Origin of the sequence: Mesorhizobium sp. C277A (assembly GCF_040324395.1) — a bacterium.
Classification (GTDB): domain Bacteria; phylum Pseudomonadota; class Alphaproteobacteria; order Rhizobiales; family Rhizobiaceae; genus Mesorhizobium.
This window is the reverse complement of the sequence record NZ_JAMYVW010000002.1, coordinates 1,087,372-1,106,780: the sequence shown is the minus strand read 5'-3', so window position 1 is coordinate 1,106,780 and position 19,409 is coordinate 1,087,372. Positions and strand designations below refer to the sequence as shown.

The following is a 19,409-nucleotide window of genomic DNA, read 5'->3' as shown; positions in this document are numbered from 1 at the left end:
CCTGGCAGATTATGCGTGGGCAGTATCCTCTATAGGTATGCCGCGCTGCACAGGGCGCAAGGGCTTAGGCAACAAGGCAATCATTTCAGAGGCTGGCGCTGCTCCTCATCCGCCTGCCGGCACCTTCTCCCCGTATAGCGACGGGGAGAAGGGAGATGGCCGCAACATCGGCGCTCTTGGCAACGCTGGCAATTGGGGAAATCAGTAGGCGACAGCGTCCTTCTCCCCGTCACTATACGGGGAGAAGTGCCCGGCAGGGCGATGAGGGGCGGCGCCGACATCGATAATAGTTCAACACAAGTTGAACCTTTCTGAATTGCACCTATGTGTTCCCGTATCTAGGTTCCGCCGACTTTTCCGCCATCAGTCTCGCGCCCTCGCGCAAGTCGTTTTCGCCCCGCCAAACTCAAGGAATTTCCCGCATGACCGAATACACCCCGCCGAAAGTCTGGAGCTGGAAGAAAGCCAATGGCGGCACGTTTGCCAGCATCAACCGGCCTATTGCCGGTCCGACGCATGACAAGGTGCTGCCGGTCGGCAAGCATCCGCTGCAGCTCTATTCGCTGGCGACGCCGAATGGGGTCAAAGTGACTGTCATGCTGGAGGAGCTTCTGGCGCTCGGCCACAAGGGCGCCGAATACGACGCCTGGCTGATCCGCATCAACGATGGCGACCAGTTCGGCTTGGGGTTTGTCGAGGTCAACCCCAACTCCAAGATCCCGGCGCTGCTCGACCGCAGCGGCAAGACGCCTGTCCGCGTCTTCGAGTCCGGTTCGATCCTGCTTTATCTCGCGGAAAAGTTCGGCGAGTTCCTGCCGACCGAACAGCCGGCGCGCGCGGAAACCTTGTCGTGGCTGTTCTGGCAGATGGGTTCGGCGCCCTATCTCGGCGGCGGCTTCGGCCATTTCTACGCCTATGCGCCGGAAAAGTTCGAATACGCCATCGACCGCTTCGCCATGGAGACCAAGCGCCAGCTCGACGTGCTCGACCGGCGGCTGGCAGAGACCGAATATCTCGGCGGCGCCTTCTATTCGATCGCCGACATGGCGGTATGGCCCTGGTATGGCGGCCTGGCGCTCGGCCGCATGTACAATGATTCCGCCGAGTTCCTGTCGGTGCAGGACTACGAGCACGTACAACGCTGGGCCAGGGCGATCGACGCCCGCCCGACCGTGCAACGCGGCCGCATGGTCAACCGCGCCTTCGGCGACCCGGCCATGCAACTGCACGAGCGCCACGACGCCAGCGATTTCGAAACGAAGACGCAGGATAAATTGGTGGTGGCGGAGTGAGCTAATCTCCCCCCTTGAGGGGGAGATGGCCGGCAGGCCAGAGGGGGTCGGCTCGACTGGGCGCGACCTCCTGCGACTGATGAAGGTTAGCGCTCCACGCGCGGCGACCCCCTCTGTCGCCTTCGGCGACATCTCCCCCTCGAGGGGGGAGATTAGCCCATCAATTTCGCCAGCCTCGGCACGCCCTCACCCACGGCGCGTTCATCAGCCAGCGTAAAGCTCATCCGCATCGTGTTGCGGCCCGAACCGTCGGCGTAGAATGCGTTGCCCGGCACGAAGGCGACGCGGGCTTCCTTGACCGAGCGGGCGAGCAGTGCCGTGGCGTCCGCACCTTCGGGCAGCGTCAGCCAAACGAACATGCCGCCTTCCGGTCGGCTCCAGCTGACGCCATCCGGCATTTCCGCTTCGAGTGCCGCAAGCAAGCCGTCGCGGCGCTGGCGATAGGCGCCGATCAGCTTTTCCACCTGGCTGTCGTACACGGCCTCGGAGACGCGGTGCATGACCAGCTGGTTGATCGACGGGCTGTGCAGGTCCGACGCCTGCTTCATCAGCACCAGTCGCTCGACGACGCGGCGCGGCGCGCAGACCCAGCCGACGCGCATGCCCGGCGACAGAATCTTTGAGAACGAGCCGCAATAGAGCGTGCGGGCATTGTCGATGCCGCCTGAGCGTTCGCAGTCGAGCGCCAGGATCGGCGGCTGGCCCTCGCCGTCATAGCGCAGCGCGCGATACGCGGCGTCCTCGATGACGGCAATGTCGAGCTCGCCGGCGAGGTCAAGCACCGCCTCGCGTTGCTGGCGGTTCAGCGTCTCGCCGGTCGGGTTGGCGAAATCGGGCACGAGATAGGCGAATTTCACTTTGCCGCCTGCAGCGGCAGCCGCCGCCTGGTAGGCGGCGGGCGTCATGTTGCCGCCATCCGGCGTCAGCCGGTCGTAGCGCGGCTCATAGGCGTTGAAGGCCTGGAGCGCGCCGAGATAGGTCGGCCACGTCACGAGCGCTGTGTCGCCGGGCGACAGGAACAGCTTGCCCAGATAATCCAGCGCCTGCTGCGAGCCGGAGGTGATGAAGATGTTGTGCTCGTCGCAGGCGATGCCAAGCTTGCCCATCTGGCCGGCCAGCCATTTTCTGAGCGGCAGATAGCCTTCGGAGACCTGATACTGAAGTGCTGCGCTCGCCTCCGCGCCGCCCAGCACCGAGGCGTAAGCATCGGCGATCGCCTGCGCCGGAAACAAAGCCGGATCGGGGATGCCGCCGGCAAAGGAGATGATGTCGGGCTGGTCGAGCAGTTTGAGCAGCTCGCGGATTTCCGACGCCTTCATGCGCGAGGCGCGCGACGCCAACAGGTCCATCAAACTCACGAGCCCACCTCCCGGGATACGGCATCTGGTCCAGCATGACCGTTCCCGCCCATGCGATTTAGGTCAATCTAACTGACCTATTATCAGGCTCCCTCACCCGCTGGAATAGCCAGACCCTCATTCCGCGTGGCCCAGACGAAAAAGCAAACACATTTCTGCCCTGGACAGGGAAAATTGTTGCGCGCCGAGGGGCGCGGATGCAACCTCATTCCGAGCGGACTGGCATAAAAAGAAAAGCGGTCTCAACAAGGGGGGGGTTAAAATGACGCTTGAGCTCATCGGGGCCGGATTCGGCCGCACCGGCACATGGTCGACCTTTGCTGCGCTGAACAGGCTGGGCCTTCCCAGCTACCACATGCAGGAAGTCATCCTCAACAAGGCCAACAAAGGCCATCTCGACTTCTGGCGCAAGGTGGCCAACAGCCCGCCCGGCAGCCAGCACGACTGGACCAGAGTGTTTGCCAACTACAAGGCGACGGTCGACAATCCGGGATGCTGCGTGTGGCGCGAATTGATGGCCGCCTATCCCGACGCCAAGGTGCTTTTGACGCTGCATCCGCGCGGCGCCGAGGCCTGGTACGACAGCACCATCGACACCATCCACTTCACCGAGACATTGTGGCAGTTCAAGGTGCTGGAATGGCTGACGCCGTTCGGCCGCAAATTCGGCGACATGTCGCACAGGCTGATCTGGGGCCGCACGCTTGCCGGCGTGATGGACGACCGCGCCAAGGCGGTGGCGCGCTACAACGCCTATACCGAGGAGGTGATAGCGGCCGTGCCGCCGGAGAAGCTTCTGGTGTTCAAGGTCAGCGATGGCTGGGCGCCGCTCTGCGGCTTCCTCGGCATGGCGCTGCCCAACGAGCCTTTCCCCAACCTCAACGACCGCGAAAGCGTGAAGAAGATCATCCGCGACATCATCAAGGGCAGCTACATCATGCTGGGGCTGTCGGTGGGGGCGGTGCTTGCGGCGGTCGCGGCGCTGTGGTGGTGGCTGGGGTAGCCGCCGGACCGTCAGAATATTGCTACTTGCGCGTGATCCAGCCGAGCAGATCCGGCTCGACGTCTTCGTGGTCGGTCAGGTCGCGAACCAGGGAGGCGGCGAGCGCGCGCCACCGCTTTTCCGGGACATTGTCTTCCATCACCGATTTGATGAAGGCGGCGCGCAGGATGGCGCAATCGAAGGCGGATACATCGAAAAGCAGTTCTGCCATTTCGGTTTTCCCCGTTCACATCGGGCGCGCGAGCCTGTCGAAGCCTCAGGCGCCAGCGCCCCATACAATGGTCGACGACAGCGGATTCATACTCTTGCCGGACCAAGGTTCAACACAATTCGATTGTACGCTTTTTACCAAGCGATTGCGGTTCGTTGCCCGCTTTTGCGTCGATGCTAGATTTGCCGGGCGGCCTCTCCCCAGATGGCCGCAAATGGCCGGCGCGGCTCTGGCAACATGCTTTCACCGGCATTCGCGTCGGCCATTTCCAGCCCGTGCCAGGCTCAGCCCAGCAGGCGTTCGTATTCGGCCTCGGCCTGGCCATAGAAACCGTCGGCGACGGCAATCAGGCCATCCCGGTCGCGAATGACGATCTCGCCGCGCCGCGACCGGATCAGGCCGCGCCCTTCCAGGATCTGCAGGCCGATGGTGACGCCCGGACGCCTGACGCCGAGCATGACGGACAGGAACTCATGCGTGATCTGGATCTGATGGCCGACCACCCTGTCGTCACACATCAGGAGCCATCGGGCCAGCCGATCCTCGAGCTTGGCGCGGGCATTGCTCAGCGCCGTGGATTTGGTCTGGCCGTGCAGATAATGGGCATAGCGCAGCAGGAAGGCGCGAAGCGTCGGGCTTTTCTGCAACGCTGCCTTGAACGGCTCGGAATCGATGCACACCGCCTCGCCCGGCATCTGCATGTAGCAGTCATGGGGCGCCCAGTCGGCGCCCATCACCAAGGCGGAGCCCGACATGCCTTCGTGGCCGATGATGCCGACCTCGGTGTCCAGGCCCGGCCGGTTCCTCGCCACCACCGAGGCCAGGCCGCTTTCCAGGAAGCAGACCGAGGCGACCGGCTCGCCCGCCATTTCGAGCGGGGCTTTGAGATCGAGCACACGATGGTGCAAATGCGGCGCAAGCAGTGCGAAGTCGGCCGGGTTCATGCGGCGCAAAAGGCCGCTTTTCTCCTTGCTGACCGACTGGTCCATCGCTCTCTCCCGTCAAGGGCAAGAGCACATGTCATCTCCCAGCCGTCGGCGCCCTGCCCAAATGCAAACGGTCATTGGACGATAGCTGACTCGGATTCAGCCATTGTACTTCGTACAAAACCGACAAATCAGGGGCGACGCCCCATCAATCAATCCAGCAGCTTTTTCCTGGATCAGCGCTTCGGGCGGTCAGCCGCAACCATGCGCGCTTCGCGCACGATGGACGAGCGATCGTTGCCGATCAGCGATGCGATCTCTTGTATCTGCTGCTCGGAGGCCCCGGTTTCCCGCGCCAAGGCCGCGAGCGTCTCGGCGCTCAGACCGGACTGTCTCGGTTGCTCCGCCATGGCTCCAATGCCTCCTCTCGGGGCAGGAGTGCGATGGTCGCTCCCAAGCGTCAGCGCCCATTGATGTGGCTGACGATGCTGCACTGTACGCTTCCGAACAATCGATGGCGAGCGATATATTAGCGACGCTGGATGCGGCCCTAGAACGGCAGCCTTATCTCATCGATCGACCTCGACTCCGTCCAGCCAATGTCCTTCTGGATCTCCGTCGGCAGCGCATTCAGTGCGCGCACGGTCTTCCTGTGCTTGCTGGCGCGCGCCAGGGCAGCGCGAATTCTGCTGAGACTTTCAAACATCGGTTACCTCCATGCAGCAGCAGAGCGCTGCCTTAGGCCCGCTCTTGCACGGCCTCTGTAACCGATCGATTGCGCGGCAACGGTGAAGCGCTTCACAAACCGATGCCGGCCAGAAACATTTGTATACAAATTAGTTGCACTCCCGCGGTGGCGTGATCCGACCTATGGCAGGGCGATCGCATATGGCGCTCCCTCGGGTTCGGCGACCCACCTACCCTTCGTCGGCGCAAGGCGATCACATATGAGTTCTTACGAAGAGGACCCCCACCCTAACCCTCCCCACAAGGGGGAGGGAACGCTGCCGCAAGCCACCCATTCTGGCGTGGAACCTAGGCGATTTGCGGCGATCAGCGCCTACCAAGTCTCCCTCCCCCTTGTGGGGAGGGATTAAGGGTGGGGGTATTCGCTGGCGCCGCCTTATGCGATTGCCCTGCCCTCCTCCGCGCCATCGCCGGCATCGGCGTCCGCCAGCCTCGCCTATGGACGAATCCCATCATGCGCAATAAGGATGGGGTCTGCCGTGGCGCTTTCGCGCCGGGGCAGGCGACGTTCGTTCAATGACGCTGCGCCGGGCGCCTTTGACGCCCCGCAAAAGTGTCGATACCGGGGGATCTGGTCATGACCGACAACAAGCCGACCGTAGACGTTACCAAGGACTGGCAGGCAACGCAGGGCCAGAAGTCCGGCGCCACGCGGCTGCGCCTGTTCGCCGTGCTGTCGTGGGTCATCGCCATTGGCAGCGAGATCGCCGGGATCGTCTTGCTCTACAAGCACAAGTTCGACCAGGGCAACCTGCCGCTGCTGATCGGCATCCTGGTCGGGATCGCGATATTCGCCATCGTCGGCAGCCTGCTCTGGAAGGCGGCCAACCGGAAGGACCCGGCCCGCGAATCCGACACGTTCAGGTTCTTTGTCCAGAACCAGCTCGGCGCGATCATCACGCTGATTGCCTTCCTTCCGCTGGTTCTCTTGATCCTCAACGACAAGAACATGGACCCGAAGAGCAAGAAGGTGGCCGGCGGTATCGGCGCCGTGCTGGCCGTGCTGGCGACGCTGATCGGGGTCAGCTACCAGCCGCCATCGGTCGAGCAGTACACGCAGGACATGAACACCTGCGCGGAACAGATCAAGGCGGGGCAGCCGACCACGGCCTGTTCGCCCGAGGTCGCCGCCCAGGCGCAGGCGATCGCCACCGACTCCACCACGGTGGCCGCGGCGACGAAGGACGCGGCACACCCCAATGGCCAGGATGTCGTCTACTGGATCGCGCCGGAAAACGGCGCCGCCAAGTCCGACACCGAGCATGTCTTCCACCTCTGCGCAGCCGTCAGCCCGCTGAAGGACAAGACCGTCAACAGCGGCTCGGTGACCGAAGCCTACGCCCAGAACGCCATCCGGATCACCAAGCAGATCGACATGGAACAGAAGCAGTGCGGGTTCACGGCTGCGCCGTGAGTGGGGGGCTGGGCTGGCGCGCTCAGTTGGGTGCGCCAAACCGGGCCAGTTCGTGCTTGTCTTACGTTGGCGTGCGGCCCTTGGGGCTGCGAATGCCTACATGGCGGAACTAGAGCAACGTCGTCTGTGGCCTCGCAGAACGGGTCGAGCGCGAGTTGTGGTCTTCGGGAATTTCGGCACTAGGTTGGCGTCGTCAGTTGCTGGCCGACGCGCCTACTTTTTTACAATAAATTGATCCGAGAATACTTGGAAATTCTTCATTTGCGTAATAACTTCCAAGGCCGGTGGCGCTTTCGATTTCGGAAAGAAGAACCAGTTGCCGTCATTGAATGTATAGGTGTCGTTATACTCTACATTGGCGGCATCAGTTCCAACGATTGATACCGAACCCATGTCAGTATCGTCGTCCGGCACAGCTCTGAAGCTGATAGGGTTGTCACTCTGGGCATCTATATTATCAATCGGCTTACCTGTGGTATCGTTGCAATATCCACCATAGACTTCATCGGTGATAGATACCTTTGTCAAATCAACACAGAATTTGACTGTCGCGGTGATCGGCATACTGTTCTCCCTTCGTACCGTTATTCAGCCTAGTCGCGCGTCAGGCGCCCGTCTCGATGTGCCATTGTCTGATTGATGGCATACGAGGTCGGCGATTTCCTTCCAGGCAGATTGGCATCAAGAATGAGCGTCTTGGCGTCGCTAAAGTTGGTCGCGATCTCCAGCAGTTCTGTCGATGCTCTGATACGCCACATCCGATAGAGTGCAGGAGTGCCTACCTGGGGTTCGAAGCCGCAGCCAACAGGGTCTTCATCGGGGGGCCGGTGACAATAAAAATGCGATTGGAATCCAGTCTGTAGCAATGCCCCTCGAAGGCATAGCCATAGGCGAGAACGATCGAATAATCCTTGCTGGTCTGAGCCTGCCTGGCCTTGAATATCTGGACTCTCAGCTCCGTGTCGCCGCCTTGGCCCACATTGAACCGCCCATACTCCTCCCTTTGGTTCATTTTTGCTCCGTATAGTAGAAGAGAATCCGCGTAGTAGATGCCGGGTCTCGGCGGTGCTGGTATGTTCGAGTCAATCATTTCGATGCTCCCTCGATGTCAAAGTATGTTTCGCCACTTCATGCAGTCTTCGAGCTGATCCATGTAAGGATGGCCCCGGCCGCGGTCGGCCATCTCCAGGAAAGCCAGCGCTGCTGTCCTGAAGGTGAGGCTATCGGGCTCCAGGTAAGACCAGGAACGGACCACCGATTCGCCGATGATATCCCGCGCTTCCTGCAGCGCGGCCTTGCTGGCGAAATGCTTGTTTGCATAGTCCGCTTTTGAGTCGCGAAGGCTCTTTTCGATGACTGAAGGAGCCATTTGCTGGCGCAGATGGCTATATCGCCGCGGATCGACATCCGACAGTCCGCGTTGGAAGAGAAGTGTCTGATAGACCTCAACCAGACAGTCAAAAAGGCCAGCCGCAAATGGCTTCGAACGATCATGGACTTCGTCGCTTACATCACCAATTCGCAGCGAGTTGTTGAACAAACGGATCTGCTTTTCATCGTTCAGTTCGGCGAAGCGATCGAGTTCATTGTTGATAAGAAGATTGCCGCTTGTGCGACGAAGGATTCGATCGACGGCTGTATCGAATTGCAGAAGCCCAAGCAGAGAAACAAAATCGGCAACAGCCTCATGATAGGCGAAGAAATCGGTATTTGCGCCGTCTCCCTCCAGCACACCAAGCTCGCTCAGCAGGATGAGATGTCCCATCTCATGCGCCATTGAATCAAAGTTCAATGCGAAGCAGGACGCCCGGCTGACCGGATCGTTCTCACCCAACTCGAGAAACCCGAAACCGGAATGCGCATTGTCCCAGTCAGGGATGTAAGGAACAATCTCAAGACGGCTGAGGTTCGGCTCAAAGAACCACACTATATCGCGGCCGATATAGCCCTGGCACACGTCCAGAACATGGCGTGCGCATGCGTAGCTGTGGGCTGAAAGAAAGGCCGGCGCGCTGGGAATTATGTGATCAAAGTGTCCGTCGGGTCCTGGCACTGCCGGCGGCCGTTGATTGCCAATATACGGCGGCAGGACCGGGAAAGCATACGGCCGTTTCCGCTCGATCGGGTCAACAACGTACATGCGCTCGTCAGCAGGCCCGGCAAGGATAGACCCAGCGGGCGGAGCCAACCAAACTACCTCGGGCTTTTCATACCCTTTCACAAACGGCGCTTGCGGAAAGATAAGAAACCGAGTGCCGAGCGCCCGCTCAGAGCCCAGGGCCAAGCCAAGTTTCTGTCCAGCGTGCACATCCATGCAAGCCACCCCTTGCCTTGAATGTCTCATGGCTTTGTACGAATGTCACGCCAATATTCAGTGGGGCCGATAAGTCACGAATTCTTGCAAGAGGCCTGAATATTCAAGGTCAAAAAGGAACGCCTCCGTGACTTCAAACGGGCGGCTGCGGGGCGCTACACCGTCACTAGGGAAGGACAAGTTCGCCAAGAGGCGAAGCAATCCAATCGCGTCGGCTCGCTTTCGCCTGACTTTATTGAGAGCGATCCAACCTTTGAGGTCTTTTAATTGCGTGTCATATCGACAGCCCAAAAGGGCGATGGAGAGGATCTGGTCATAGCTGCGGCCGGTGAAATGGAGTAACTGCGCCTCATACTCCAGGTAAAGGCGACACTCCCTTCCGATGATGCGCTCGCGTTCAGCTCTCCGGAGTGTCAGCCTTATGTCCAGCAGCGCGTCGCCCAAGGCAAACGAGCCAAACTCTGGCGGCGCCATGGCCACGGCAACTTCGGCGTCATCGGCCATGACGGTGCGTAGATACCATCTGAAAACAAAACCGTGCCCGACCATCCCCTGGTCGGTCAATTCGGCCGCCCGGATTGCTCCCATGCTGGACGCCCCATAGACCTGCACGCCGACGGCCATAGCCCACAGAATCTCCTTATGGCGAACCGCAGGTCGCTGCGCAAATTCACCGTCAACGATGGCAATCGCAGCGGGCCGATGCTTGAGGACGGCCCGCACAACGTCGCCTTGGCTAACTGGAGGCAAGTAGATTGCATTAAGATGCGCCCGAGCTTCAATCGGCCCGATTGTTGGCCCGACAAACACAACGACATCAGACCTCATCCTCAAACTCCGGGTTTGACTGCAAAGGCGGGGCAACGACCCGAACGACATGAACGGGAATGCTTTCGTCCGAGAATAGGATCACCGCCACTACCGCGCGGGCCCCCGCCACCCGCAAGGCGTCAAGGCCCGCTCTCAACGGGTTGGCGGTCTCAGGACGCGATCGAGCGTCGGGATAGCGAGATCCGGACCTTGTCAGCATTTCACGCCACGCGGAAAGTTCGCGCTCGGCGGGCGCCGCGTAGAACTTGCCAGTTACGTCTTCACGGGCAGCAGAAATGACCCCGAGGCGCGACTGGCAGGCTTCGAGAAGTGCCTTGGCTAGCGCTCGGTCATCAGTAACGTCACAGCCGAAACCGGCAGCAGGGAGTGGTGCTAGTGGAGGTCGCCCGGTTCCCTCCATGACATGGCACCAGTAGACAGGCAGCCCATGGGCGGAGGGGAGTAACCAAACACCGACTGCAAAGCCAGCATGAGCCAGACGTTCGATGATCTCGGCTGCCGTGCCGTTATGGATGGTTCCTGTTTCGACTTGGAAGCGGTCAAAGAAATGCGGCGTTCTCATCGCGATACAACGCGCATGGCGTTCCAGTATCTCCAAGCAGGCGTGCGCCATAGCCTGCTGGAGACTGGTTCCAGCAGCGAGGCCGGCTGAATTCCTTAGCAACCAGCGCGGATGCGGTGAAGGAATGGTGTACGCGGTGTCGACCAGAGCAAGCGGCACCGGGCATGGCCTGGCTGCCATGAGATCCCAACCTTCGATCCAACCCAGTGGCGAATGGCGTTCGGCCGGCAGGAGTTGGTCAAGCAAGTGGGACCAGGCGCCATCCCCGTCAACCGATGCAAGGCCAGCTTGCCACGTCTTCTCAGCCGAAATGCGTTCTGACGCCCAGCCCTCAAGTGATTCCATGAGGCCCGAGATGGCAGCATGGGCGTAAGTCAGGCCCTTCCCCTGGTTGACGGCAACCGAGCGCGAATCCGGTCGGACAACCTGGACAACCGGGATACCGATCCAGTCCAGTCCGGTAATGGACCCGAGCCTGGTAATGCCGAATTCACGCTTGCGCTCCAGAATCCGGTTGACCGTAACCCACGTCTCATCCGCGGCCGGGAACGGCCCTTGCAGCAGAGTATCAAGTGCCTCCTCAGACGGAATCCACCTCGCCCGATCACTCACCTCAGCCCCCATGAAGGCGCAGGTCATCCTCGGCTCGCACCGCGAGCCATTTGGCGCCTTGGCTCTCTGCCGTCTGGATGGCCCGACGGAGGTCGCTCACGACACGCTGCGGCTTGTCTCCCAATACTTGCCGCAATTGCGCTCTGCGACGATACAGCTCCGAAAGCCAGAACCATTGGCCCTCTTTCCGCCCGAGCAGGATCGCCTTGTCGACGAGCGCTGACGCCTCAGCCGGCCTACCCGAGCGCTGCAAGATCTCGGACTGCATGTCGATATGGATAGACATATTGTCCCCGGTCCCTATCTTCTGCTGCAAGTCGAGTCCGGACTCGAACTGGTTGGCGCCGCGCTCGAGTGAGGAAGACATGGCCTCAGCCCACCCTCCATAGATGTCGGCGCGTGCGAGGCTCGCGGCTAATCCATGTTGCTCGGATATCGAGCGCATACGCTCCGCCAAACTGGCCACGTCGTGGTACCTGCCCTGACAGCGACGCAGCACGATCGTATAATGTAGAGCGTGCACGATGCTGCCGACGTGGTCGGTCGCTGCTGCCCATTCCAAGCACTGGCTGATTGCCACCTCACTGGAGGCATGCTCGCCCGTAAGGAGGTTGCAGAGGGCGCGCTCCCCCAATCCGCATACCTTGGCATCATGCCCGCCGTAGAAGGCGCGGTCTCTGATGGCACGGTCAGGATCATACAGTGCGAGGCCTCTTGCGACGCAGTCCAAGCAGAAATCGTGTTGCGCCGCCTGAAAACTTGTCGCCCATGCGCAATGGTAGGACTGAAGACGCGTTTCGACATCTTCGGCGCTCCTCATCTCGTGGACCAGCAAATGTGCGCGCGATTGCTGTGTGCGAATGTTCGATGCAGTAAACCACCACCCCCAATACAGCGAAAAACGTTCGGCCCTGTTAGCCACGGGCTGCCGGCGCATGAGTGACACGGCCCGCGCGTAGATCTTGCGCGCTTTCTCAGATCCTTCTCCTTCGAGGGAAACTGATACGACCCCTTGAAGCTGTAGCAAGTCTAGCAAGAGCACGGTGCGAGCGGGCTGCCGAGGCATCGCATCGATTTGTTCAGTTGCAAGCTCCAGCAATTGGTCCGCCTCTTGCATCGCCGAATGCAGCACGCATGCTTCGCCGGCGCTCAGAGCGAAGCGCACAGCCTCGACATGCATACCCCCTTGCGCGCACTGCCAAGCGGCGACGCTTGCAGGCAGACTCGGCACGTCTTCTTCAATCAGAAGACGTCCGATGCGTTTGTGGATGTCGCGTCGATCACTCTTGAGAAGGCTCCCGTAGGCCGCTTCGTGCAGAAGGGCATGGCGAAAGCGATAAATATCGCCGTTAGTTTCCTTTCGCTCAATGACGCGGCTCGACGTAAGGGCGTTTAGATCGGTCTCCAGCGTAGAGACGTCAATGCCGTCGAGAAGGTCACGCAGGAGAGCAGCGCTGAATTCCCTTCCGATGACACTTGCGAGCTGAGCGATTCGACGGGCATGCCCGACGTCGGCAAGCCTGGCCGAAAGGAGATCATTCAGCGTAGAGACCCCGCTCTCACTCAGTAATTTCGTCCAGCTTGACGACCCTTGTGCCAAGGCGTGCCGGGTCCGCATGAAAAGGGTAAGTTCCTCAGCATACAAGGGCATTCCATCGCATTTTTGCAGAACAAACGAAGTCAGATCAGGTGGCGGCGCTTCTCCCCAAATCGAGGCCACCAAGTGACTCATCGCTGTGTGATCGAGACCCGAAAGCGTCAATGTCTCACGCCCTGTACCTGAGACCGCCGACCGGGACGTTTGGACAAGGAGCATAGGCAGCTCCCGCACGTGTGCTGTCAGCACGTCGAGCAGCTCTAAGGTCATATTGTCGGCCCAATGAACATCCTCGACGGCAACAAGGAGTGGGCCCTTGGATGCCCTGCTGCAAAGCAGTTGGGCGGCTGCGTCAATCACTTCTTTCCTGCGTTGCTGGCCGGACATATCGGCCAACCAGATGCTCCCAGACGTCGCTCTTCGTTGTTCACCCACAAAGTCGGCGATCACTGTTGCAGCGTTGGCATCAACCGCTATTCCCGCCTGTCGCAGGGCCTTGCGTAACGCACTGCCGTCGCGACTCTGAAGTGCCAACGTCCCAAGGGTCGTCTCAAGAAAGCCGATGAATGGATGTAAAGGCTGGCTGGTGAGACGCGCGTGGCATTGCAAAGCGAAAGCGGAGTCGTTTTCGGGTTGGAGTTGACGGCGAAGTTCGCTCACAAGCCTGGATTTACCTATCCCCGCATCGCCCAGAACCACCATTGACCGGCCCTTTCCCTCGCGGGCAGCACGCCATGCTGCCCGCAGCTTGCCAAGTTCTTCGTCGCGGCCGCGCATTGGCGTGCGCTGCTCCGGGTTGGGCGAGAATCTCTGGGCCGTGGCAATTGTCGAAAGCGGGCGCCAGATTGGCATCGGGTCGGCAAAGCCCTTGAGATGGGCACCGCGGAGGAAATGGTAGTCAAATCGATTACGCGTCAGTAGATAGGTCGAGTCGGCGACAACAACCGAATTCGGCTCCGCCTCTGCCTGGAGTCGAGCGGCCACCACTGGTGCTGTTCCGATGATCCCGCTGCCGTCGGAGGAAATTACGACCAGGCTGGTAGCCACCCCCACTCGGATTTTGAATGGATGATGCTGAGCCTTCTGAAGTCTGACCGACCCATCGATCAGGTCGAGCGAGGCCCGAACGGCCTTTTCTGCGGCGTCCTCCGCTTGCTCAGGATAGCCAAAGTAGCTGCATCCCCCATCGCCCAGCTTCTGGTGGAGCAAACCGCCATGACGCTGGATGATCTTTTCGGAAACACGGTGAAAATCTGCCAGTAAACGGGAAAATTCTTCCGGATCACTGCGCTGCAGCAGCTCTGTCGATCCAACGACGTCGTAGAAGAGCGCAGTTACCTGGCGCCGCTCGCCAGCGAGCTGAATTGCTTGAGCAGGACTCTTCATCGTCAGCGGCCGTAAAGAATGAGCCATATGCTGGTCAGAACACTCCATTTGCAGCAGCTAAGCAAGCGATCCCATGAAGAGGCACATGGTGATCGCTCGGAACGGTGATCCAAGTTGAGAATAAACAAGAGTCCGATCTTCTCGCAGTGGCTGGCTCCACAATGGGGACGTATTTCGGCATCCTAGCGTGTACCTCCCTCAGTTGTTTTCTGGCCTCGACCATATCGCCCGTTCAAGACCGCCACGAGCTTTGACGAACTCGTTGACGAGCATGCGACCAAGGGGGGCGAACGAACAGGTATGGCAACGCAGGTCATCGCGACCGAGATGAGGCGCGACGCTGCCATTTCTTCGGCAGGGCCAGCGCTCCCCCCAAACAAACAAGGCCCCGTCCGGGGCCTTGCTCACAAACCTCAGTGCCGGGCTCTTCCGCCCTCACTTCCCCATCATCTGCTTGGCATTCTCGGCCGTGATCGCGGTGGTTTCCACCGTCACCGTCTTGTCCACCTCGGTCGCGCAGTCGAGCAGGATCTTTTTCGACATCTCGATCGCTTCCTTGGCGCCTGTCGGGTAGGTGAAGGTTGCGACCCAGTCGCCCTTGGCGACGGCCTCGATGCCGCCGGCCGGGCCCGGCAGGCCATCGGTGCCGATGATCTTGACGTCCTTGCCCGCACCCTTGGCGGCGAGCAGCGCGCCGGCGGCCATCATGTCGTTGGAGGCGTAGAGCACCTTTATGTCGGGGTGCGCCTGCAGCATGGCGGCGAAGGCGACCTGCGCTTTGTCCGGCACCCAGTCGGCGGCCTGCTCGGCGACGATCTGGACCTTCGGGTTGCCTTTCACGCCTTCCTTGAAGCCGTTGAGGCGCTCCACCGCCGGCGTCGAGCTCGGCAGGCCTTGCAGCACCGCTGCCTCGCCGCCGTCGGGCAGCAGCGTCTTGGCGGTGTACTTTCCGGCTTCCTCGGCGATCTTGAAATTGTCGCCGCCGATGAAGGCGGTGTAGTCCTTGCCGGGGTCGCCGACCGTCTTGCGGTCAAGCTCGATGACCGGGATGCCGGCATCCATGGCGCGCTTCACCGCCGGCGTCAGCGGTGCGGCCTCGAAGGGCGAGATCAGCAGGATGTCGACCTTCTGGGTGATGAAATTGTCGACCTGCGAGGTCTGCGTGTTGACGTTGCCGGCGCCGTCGGCGATCTGCAGCGTGAAGCCGGGCACTTCCTTGGCCGCCGCCTCCAGCTCGTCATTGACGTGCTGGCGGTAGGGCTCGGCATTGTTGGCCTGCGAAAAACCGATGACGAACTGGCCGTCCTTGGCGCAGGCTTTCACCAGCGGCTCGGCGGCGTAAGCGGAGCCTGCAATGCACAGGCCGGCGCCTGCCAGCAGCACGGCCTTGAGGGTCGATCCTCTTAGTGTCGTTTTCATAACTCACTCTCCTCCTCGTCCGGCCGGGGGGCCAGACCTTGGTTTGACGTTCACGTGTTGCCGTCTCCTCCTTGTTTGTTTGTGCATGTCGTCATCGCAAAACCTTTTGCGCGACATGCACTAACGACCCAACCCCTCGCGGCGGCGAACGAGGGATTGAAGCACTGCCGCCAGGACGATGATCGCGGCGGTCGCGAGCAGCTGCATGGCGGGCGTAATGTTGTTGAGCTGCAGGATGTTGGCGAGCGCGCCCAGCATGATGGTGCCGGCAACGGTGCCGACCATCGAGCCGGCGCCGCCGAACAGGCTGGTGCCGCCGATGACCACGGCGGCGATGGCCGTCAGCTCATAGCCCATGCCGTCATTGGCGCTGCCGAAATTGAACTGGCCGGCATGCACGATGCCGGCAAGGGCGGCGGCAAAGCCGGTGATGGCGTAGACCGAGATTTTCACCATCGACACCGGCACGCCGGATATGCGCGCGGCGCGCTCATTGCCGCCGACGGCAAAGACATAGCGGCCGAAGCGCGTGGTGTTGAGCACGATGGTGGCGATCGCGGCAAAGACGACGAACACAAGCGTCGCCACCGGCACGGTGTTGTTGAACAGCCGCTCGCCCAGCACGGCGAACACCGGCGGCGCCAGGCCTGGCCCTTCGCCATAGGAAATGTTGATGTACTGGTTGCCGGAGACGACCAGCGCCAGGCCGCGCGCGGCCTGCAGGCCGGCCAGCGTGACGATGAAGGGCTCCAGCCGGAAACGGGTCGAGATAGTGCCCTGTATGGCGCCGAAAACGATGCCCAAAGCGAGCACGGCGAGGATGGTGGGGATCAGGCCGAAGCCGCCGGAGATCATCATCGATGCGGTGACGACGCTGGACAGGCCAAGCACCGCGCCGACGGAGAGGTCGATGCCGGCGGTGATGATGACGAAGGTCATGCCGATGGCGATGATGCCGGTCTCCGACACCGCGCGCACGATGTTGGCGATGTTGTCGGGGTTGAGGAACAGGATCTCGCCGTGGCGGCGCGGCGAGAAGATGATGCCGCCGATCGCCACCAGCACCAGGCCGATCAGGCTCTGGAAGCGCACGATCAGCGCCAGCGGGTCGCGATGCTTTTGAGGCGCCGCCGTCACTGGGCTCGCTGCCACTGGATTGTTGTCCTGAGACATCAGGCCTCCCTGCCGTTAGCCGCGGCCAGCACCGTGTGCTCGTCGACGCCGCCCAAAAATTCCGCCACATTGCGCCCCTGGCGCAGCACCACGATGCGGTCGCACAGACCGATCAGCTCCGGCATCTCGCTGGACGCCACCAGAATGCCCAGCCCTTGCGCCGCGAGTGCCCTGAGCCGCTGGTAGATCTCGCCCTTGGCGCCGACATCGACGCCGCGTGTCGGCTCGTCGAGCAGCAACAGGCGCGGATTGCCGAGGATCTCCTTGGCCAGCACCACCTTCTGCTGGTTGCCGCCAGACAGCGCGCCGACGGCGATGTCGGGGTTCTTCGGGCGGATATCGAACTGACCGAAGGATTCCTTCACCGCCTCGGCCTGGCGGCGCGGCGAGACCAGCCAGTTCGGCGAGATTCGGGATATGACCGACATCACCAGGTTGAGGCCGACCGCCATGCGCAGCATCAGGCCTGAGCCCCTGCGGTCGTCGGTGACGAAGGCGATGCCGGCGTGGCGGGCAGCGCTGATCGAGTCCAGCTTTACCGGTTCACCCGATATGGCGACCTCGCCTTCCCAGCGGCCGGACAGGCCGGTGCCGTAGAGCGCGGAAAGCAGCTCGGTGCGCCCTGCCCCCATAATGCCGGCCAGGCCGACGATCTCGCCTTCATGGACATCGAGCGAAACGCCTTGCGGCGCCTGCCAGCCGGCGCTATCGCGGGCGAGCTTGAAGCTGGCGTTCCTCAGGCTGAGCAGCGGCTTGCCCGCCGCTTTGGCGCGTTGCGGATAAAGCTCATCCAGCGGACGTCCGACCAGCAGGCGCACCAGCTCGGCCTGCGGCGCGTGCGGCTCGGTGATGCCGGCGACGCGACCGTCGCGCATCACCGTCACCCGGTCGGCAATCCCTGGCACTTCCTCCAGCCGATGCGAGATATAGACGATGCCGACGCCGGTGGCTGCGAGTTTTCTCATGATGTCGAACAGCCGCTCGACTTCGCCCACGGTAAGTGCGGCCGTCGGCTCGTCCATGATCAGCACGCGCGAGGCGTAAGACAGCGCCTTGACGATCGCGACCACCTGGCGCTGGCCGATCGACAGGTCGGCGACCATGGCAGCCGGATCGATGGCGATCTCGATCGCCTCCAGCCGCTTCTTCGCCTCACGGCGCATTGCCGGCACGTCGAGGAAGCCGCCCGGACGCATCAGTTCGCGGCCGAGGAAAAGATTGGCCGCGACATCCAGCGACGGCACCAGGTCGAGCTCCTGGAAGATGGTGGCGATGCCCGCCGCTTGCGCCTCGCGCGGGTTGTTGAAGCGCACGGGTCTGCCGTCGATCTCGATCGTGCCTTCGTCCGGCGTGTAGACGCCCGACAGAAGGTTCATCAGCGTCGACTTGCCGGCGCCGTTTTCGCCGAGCAGCGCATGGATTTCGCCGGCCTTGAGGTCGAAGTCGACGCCGCGCAGCGCCTGCACGCCGCCGAAGCGTTTGACGGCGCCGGTCATTACCAGCAGCGGCGCGCTCATGTTAGCCTCGTGTGGGTCGGCCTCCCGCAGGAGGCGCGCGCCCGCAGCGTCGCCTGCAGCCGCACCGAGCGCGGCGCTGAAGCGGTCGCCGCGATGCGGGCGCTGAGCAGCGCCGCCGCCTGCCTGCCGATCTCGGTGCAGGGCTGCGCGACCAGCGTCAGGCGCGGCTCGAAACAATCGGCCCATTCGAAATCGTCGAAGCCGGCCAGCGACAGATCGCCCGGAATGGTGAGGCCTTTTTCGCGGATGGCGCGGACGGCTCCGATCGTCGTCATGTTGTTGCCGGTGACCAATGCGGTTGGTGGCGACGGCAGCGACAGGATGGCGTGGGTGGATGCGGTCGCCGCCGCCGTGTCGACATTCTCGGCCGAGAGATATCGCGGCACGCTTTCAAGTCCATTGGCGGCGAGCGAAGCCTGGAACGCCTCGATGCGCTCGCGCGTCGTCGTCAGGCCCGGCTGTCCGGCGATATAGCCGATGCGCTTGTGGCCGAAGGAGGCGACATGGTCGATCAGCGCGCGCATCGACGTTTCGTTCTCGACGCCGATCTGATCGAAGCGCTCGTCGGCGAAACGGTCGATCAGAACGCATGGCATCTTCTTGTCGGCGAGGTAATCGATGGCGCGCTGCGGCGAGCCCGACGGGGCCAGGATGACGCCGTCGACGCGGCGCTGATGAAAAGCGCGCACCACCTGCAGTTCGCGGTCGGGATCCTCCTGGGTATCCGACAGAAACACCATCAGCCCAAGCCGTGCGCATTCGGCCTCGACCGCGCAGATGATGTCGGTGAAATAAGGGTTGGAGATCGCCGAGATCGCCAGGCCGACGCTGTTGGTGGTCGAGGCCTTCAGCGAGCGCGCCAGCTCGTTGGGCTGGTAGCCCATGGCGGCAATGGCGTCGTTGATCAGCCTCGCCTTTTCCAGCGAAACGAAGCGCGTGTTGTTGACGACATGCGAGACGGTCGACACCGACACGCCGGCGCGCCGCGCCACTTCAGCCATTGTCGGCAAGACATATCAGCGCCTGCAAGCGCTCCTCCCTTATGCG

General features: G+C 61.7%; 18 protein-coding genes. 3 read left to right on the top strand and 15 right to left on the bottom strand.

The genetic code is table 11. From position 1 onward, the window contains the following. Positions 1–422: 422 nt before the first annotated feature. Entirely contained in the window at positions 423–1,292 is an 870-nt protein-coding gene (gene yghU / locus NKK52_RS05440; protein WP_023685925.1) for a glutathione-dependent disulfide-bond oxidoreductase, read from the top strand. A 152-nt stretch (positions 1,293–1,444) separates the two neighbouring features. Here yghU and NKK52_RS05435 read toward each other — a convergent pair whose 3' ends face one another. Next, the gene (locus NKK52_RS05435; protein ID WP_352630464.1) at positions 1,445–2,641 is read right to left on the bottom strand and encodes an aminotransferase-like domain-containing protein; all 1,197 of its coding nucleotides are present in this window, start codon (positions 2,639–2,641) and stop codon (positions 1,445–1,447) included. A 271-nt stretch (positions 2,642–2,912) separates the two neighbouring features. Between NKK52_RS05435 and NKK52_RS05430 the strand changes: the two genes are divergently transcribed. After that, the gene (locus NKK52_RS05430) at positions 2,913–3,653 is read left to right on the top strand and encodes a sulfotransferase family protein (RefSeq protein WP_023685923.1); all 741 of its coding nucleotides are present in this window, start codon (positions 2,913–2,915) and stop codon (positions 3,651–3,653) included. A 22-nt stretch (positions 3,654–3,675) separates the two neighbouring features. On the opposite strand, the gene NKK52_RS05425 is transcribed toward NKK52_RS05430, so the two are convergent. From NKK52_RS05425 to NKK52_RS05410, 4 genes are all read right to left on the bottom strand, one after another. Continuing rightward, positions 3,676–3,864, bottom strand: a complete 189-nt coding sequence (locus NKK52_RS05425) for a hypothetical protein (RefSeq protein WP_023671412.1) — start codon at positions 3,862–3,864, stop codon at positions 3,676–3,678. Between the two features lie 284 nt (positions 3,865–4,148). Then, positions 4,149–4,853 carry a Crp/Fnr family transcriptional regulator gene (locus NKK52_RS05420; RefSeq protein WP_023685922.1) on the bottom strand — a complete coding sequence of 235 codons (705 nt, stop codon included), beginning with the start codon at positions 4,851–4,853 and terminating at the stop codon, positions 4,149–4,151. 173 nt (positions 4,854–5,026) lie between these two features. Beyond that, entirely contained in the window at positions 5,027–5,200 is a 174-nt protein-coding gene (locus NKK52_RS05415) for a hypothetical protein (protein ID WP_023671410.1), read from the bottom strand. 140 nt (positions 5,201–5,340) lie between these two features. Then, positions 5,341–5,496, bottom strand: coding sequence for a DUF1127 domain-containing protein (locus NKK52_RS05410; protein WP_023671409.1), 156 nt, complete (start codon positions 5,494–5,496; stop codon positions 5,341–5,343). 618 nt (positions 5,497–6,114) lie between these two features. Here NKK52_RS05410 and NKK52_RS05405 point away from each other — a divergent pair. Then, positions 6,115–6,951, top strand: coding sequence for an SLC5/6 family protein (locus tag NKK52_RS05405; protein ID WP_023685921.1), 837 nt, complete (start codon positions 6,115–6,117; stop codon positions 6,949–6,951). Between the two features lie 213 nt (positions 6,952–7,164). On the opposite strand, the gene NKK52_RS05400 is transcribed toward NKK52_RS05405, so the two are convergent. From NKK52_RS05400 to NKK52_RS05355, 10 genes are all read right to left on the bottom strand, one after another. Then, a complete protein-coding gene (locus tag NKK52_RS05400) occupies positions 7,165–7,515 on the bottom strand; it encodes a hypothetical protein (protein ID WP_023715159.1) in 351 nt (116 codons plus the stop codon). Between the two features lie 214 nt (positions 7,516–7,729). After that, positions 7,730–8,041 (bottom strand): hypothetical protein, encoded by a 312-nt coding sequence (locus NKK52_RS05395; RefSeq protein WP_352628408.1) that lies wholly within the window; start codon positions 8,039–8,041, stop codon positions 7,730–7,732. 18 nt (positions 8,042–8,059) lie between these two features. Next, positions 8,060–9,265 (bottom strand): gluzincin family metallopeptidase, encoded by a 1,206-nt coding sequence (locus NKK52_RS05390; protein ID WP_023715157.1) that lies wholly within the window; start codon positions 9,263–9,265, stop codon positions 8,060–8,062. 57 nt (positions 9,266–9,322) lie between these two features. Then, positions 9,323–10,093 (bottom strand): TfuA-like protein, encoded by a 771-nt coding sequence (locus NKK52_RS05385; protein WP_023685917.1) that lies wholly within the window; start codon positions 10,091–10,093, stop codon positions 9,323–9,325. Beyond that, complete coding sequence (locus tag NKK52_RS05380) at positions 10,083–11,297, bottom strand: YcaO-like family protein (RefSeq protein ID WP_023685916.1); 1,215 nt, start codon at positions 11,295–11,297, stop codon at positions 10,083–10,085. Before NKK52_RS05380 ends, NKK52_RS05385 begins: the two co-directional genes overlap by 11 nt. After that, positions 11,272–14,253, bottom strand: a complete 2,982-nt coding sequence (locus NKK52_RS05375; RefSeq protein WP_023685915.1) for an ATP-binding protein — start codon at positions 14,251–14,253, stop codon at positions 11,272–11,274. Before NKK52_RS05375 ends, NKK52_RS05380 begins: the two co-directional genes overlap by 26 nt. Positions 14,254–14,688: 435 nt before the next feature. Further along, positions 14,689–15,672 (bottom strand): substrate-binding domain-containing protein, encoded by a 984-nt coding sequence (locus NKK52_RS05370; RefSeq protein ID WP_023685914.1) that lies wholly within the window; start codon positions 15,670–15,672, stop codon positions 14,689–14,691. A gap of 120 nt (positions 15,673–15,792) precedes the next feature. Beyond that, positions 15,793–16,845, bottom strand: a complete 1,053-nt coding sequence (locus tag NKK52_RS05365; protein ID WP_023671400.1) for an ABC transporter permease — start codon at positions 16,843–16,845, stop codon at positions 15,793–15,795. Beyond that, a complete protein-coding gene (locus tag NKK52_RS05360; RefSeq protein ID WP_023685912.1) occupies positions 16,845–18,362 on the bottom strand; it encodes a sugar ABC transporter ATP-binding protein in 1,518 nt (505 codons plus the stop codon). Before NKK52_RS05360 ends, NKK52_RS05365 begins: the two co-directional genes overlap by 1 nt. Next, the gene (locus NKK52_RS05355) at positions 18,359–19,372 is read right to left on the bottom strand and encodes a LacI family DNA-binding transcriptional regulator (protein WP_031204512.1); all 1,014 of its coding nucleotides are present in this window, start codon (positions 19,370–19,372) and stop codon (positions 18,359–18,361) included. Before NKK52_RS05355 ends, NKK52_RS05360 begins: the two co-directional genes overlap by 4 nt. Between the last annotated feature and the right edge of the window lie 37 nt (positions 19,373–19,409).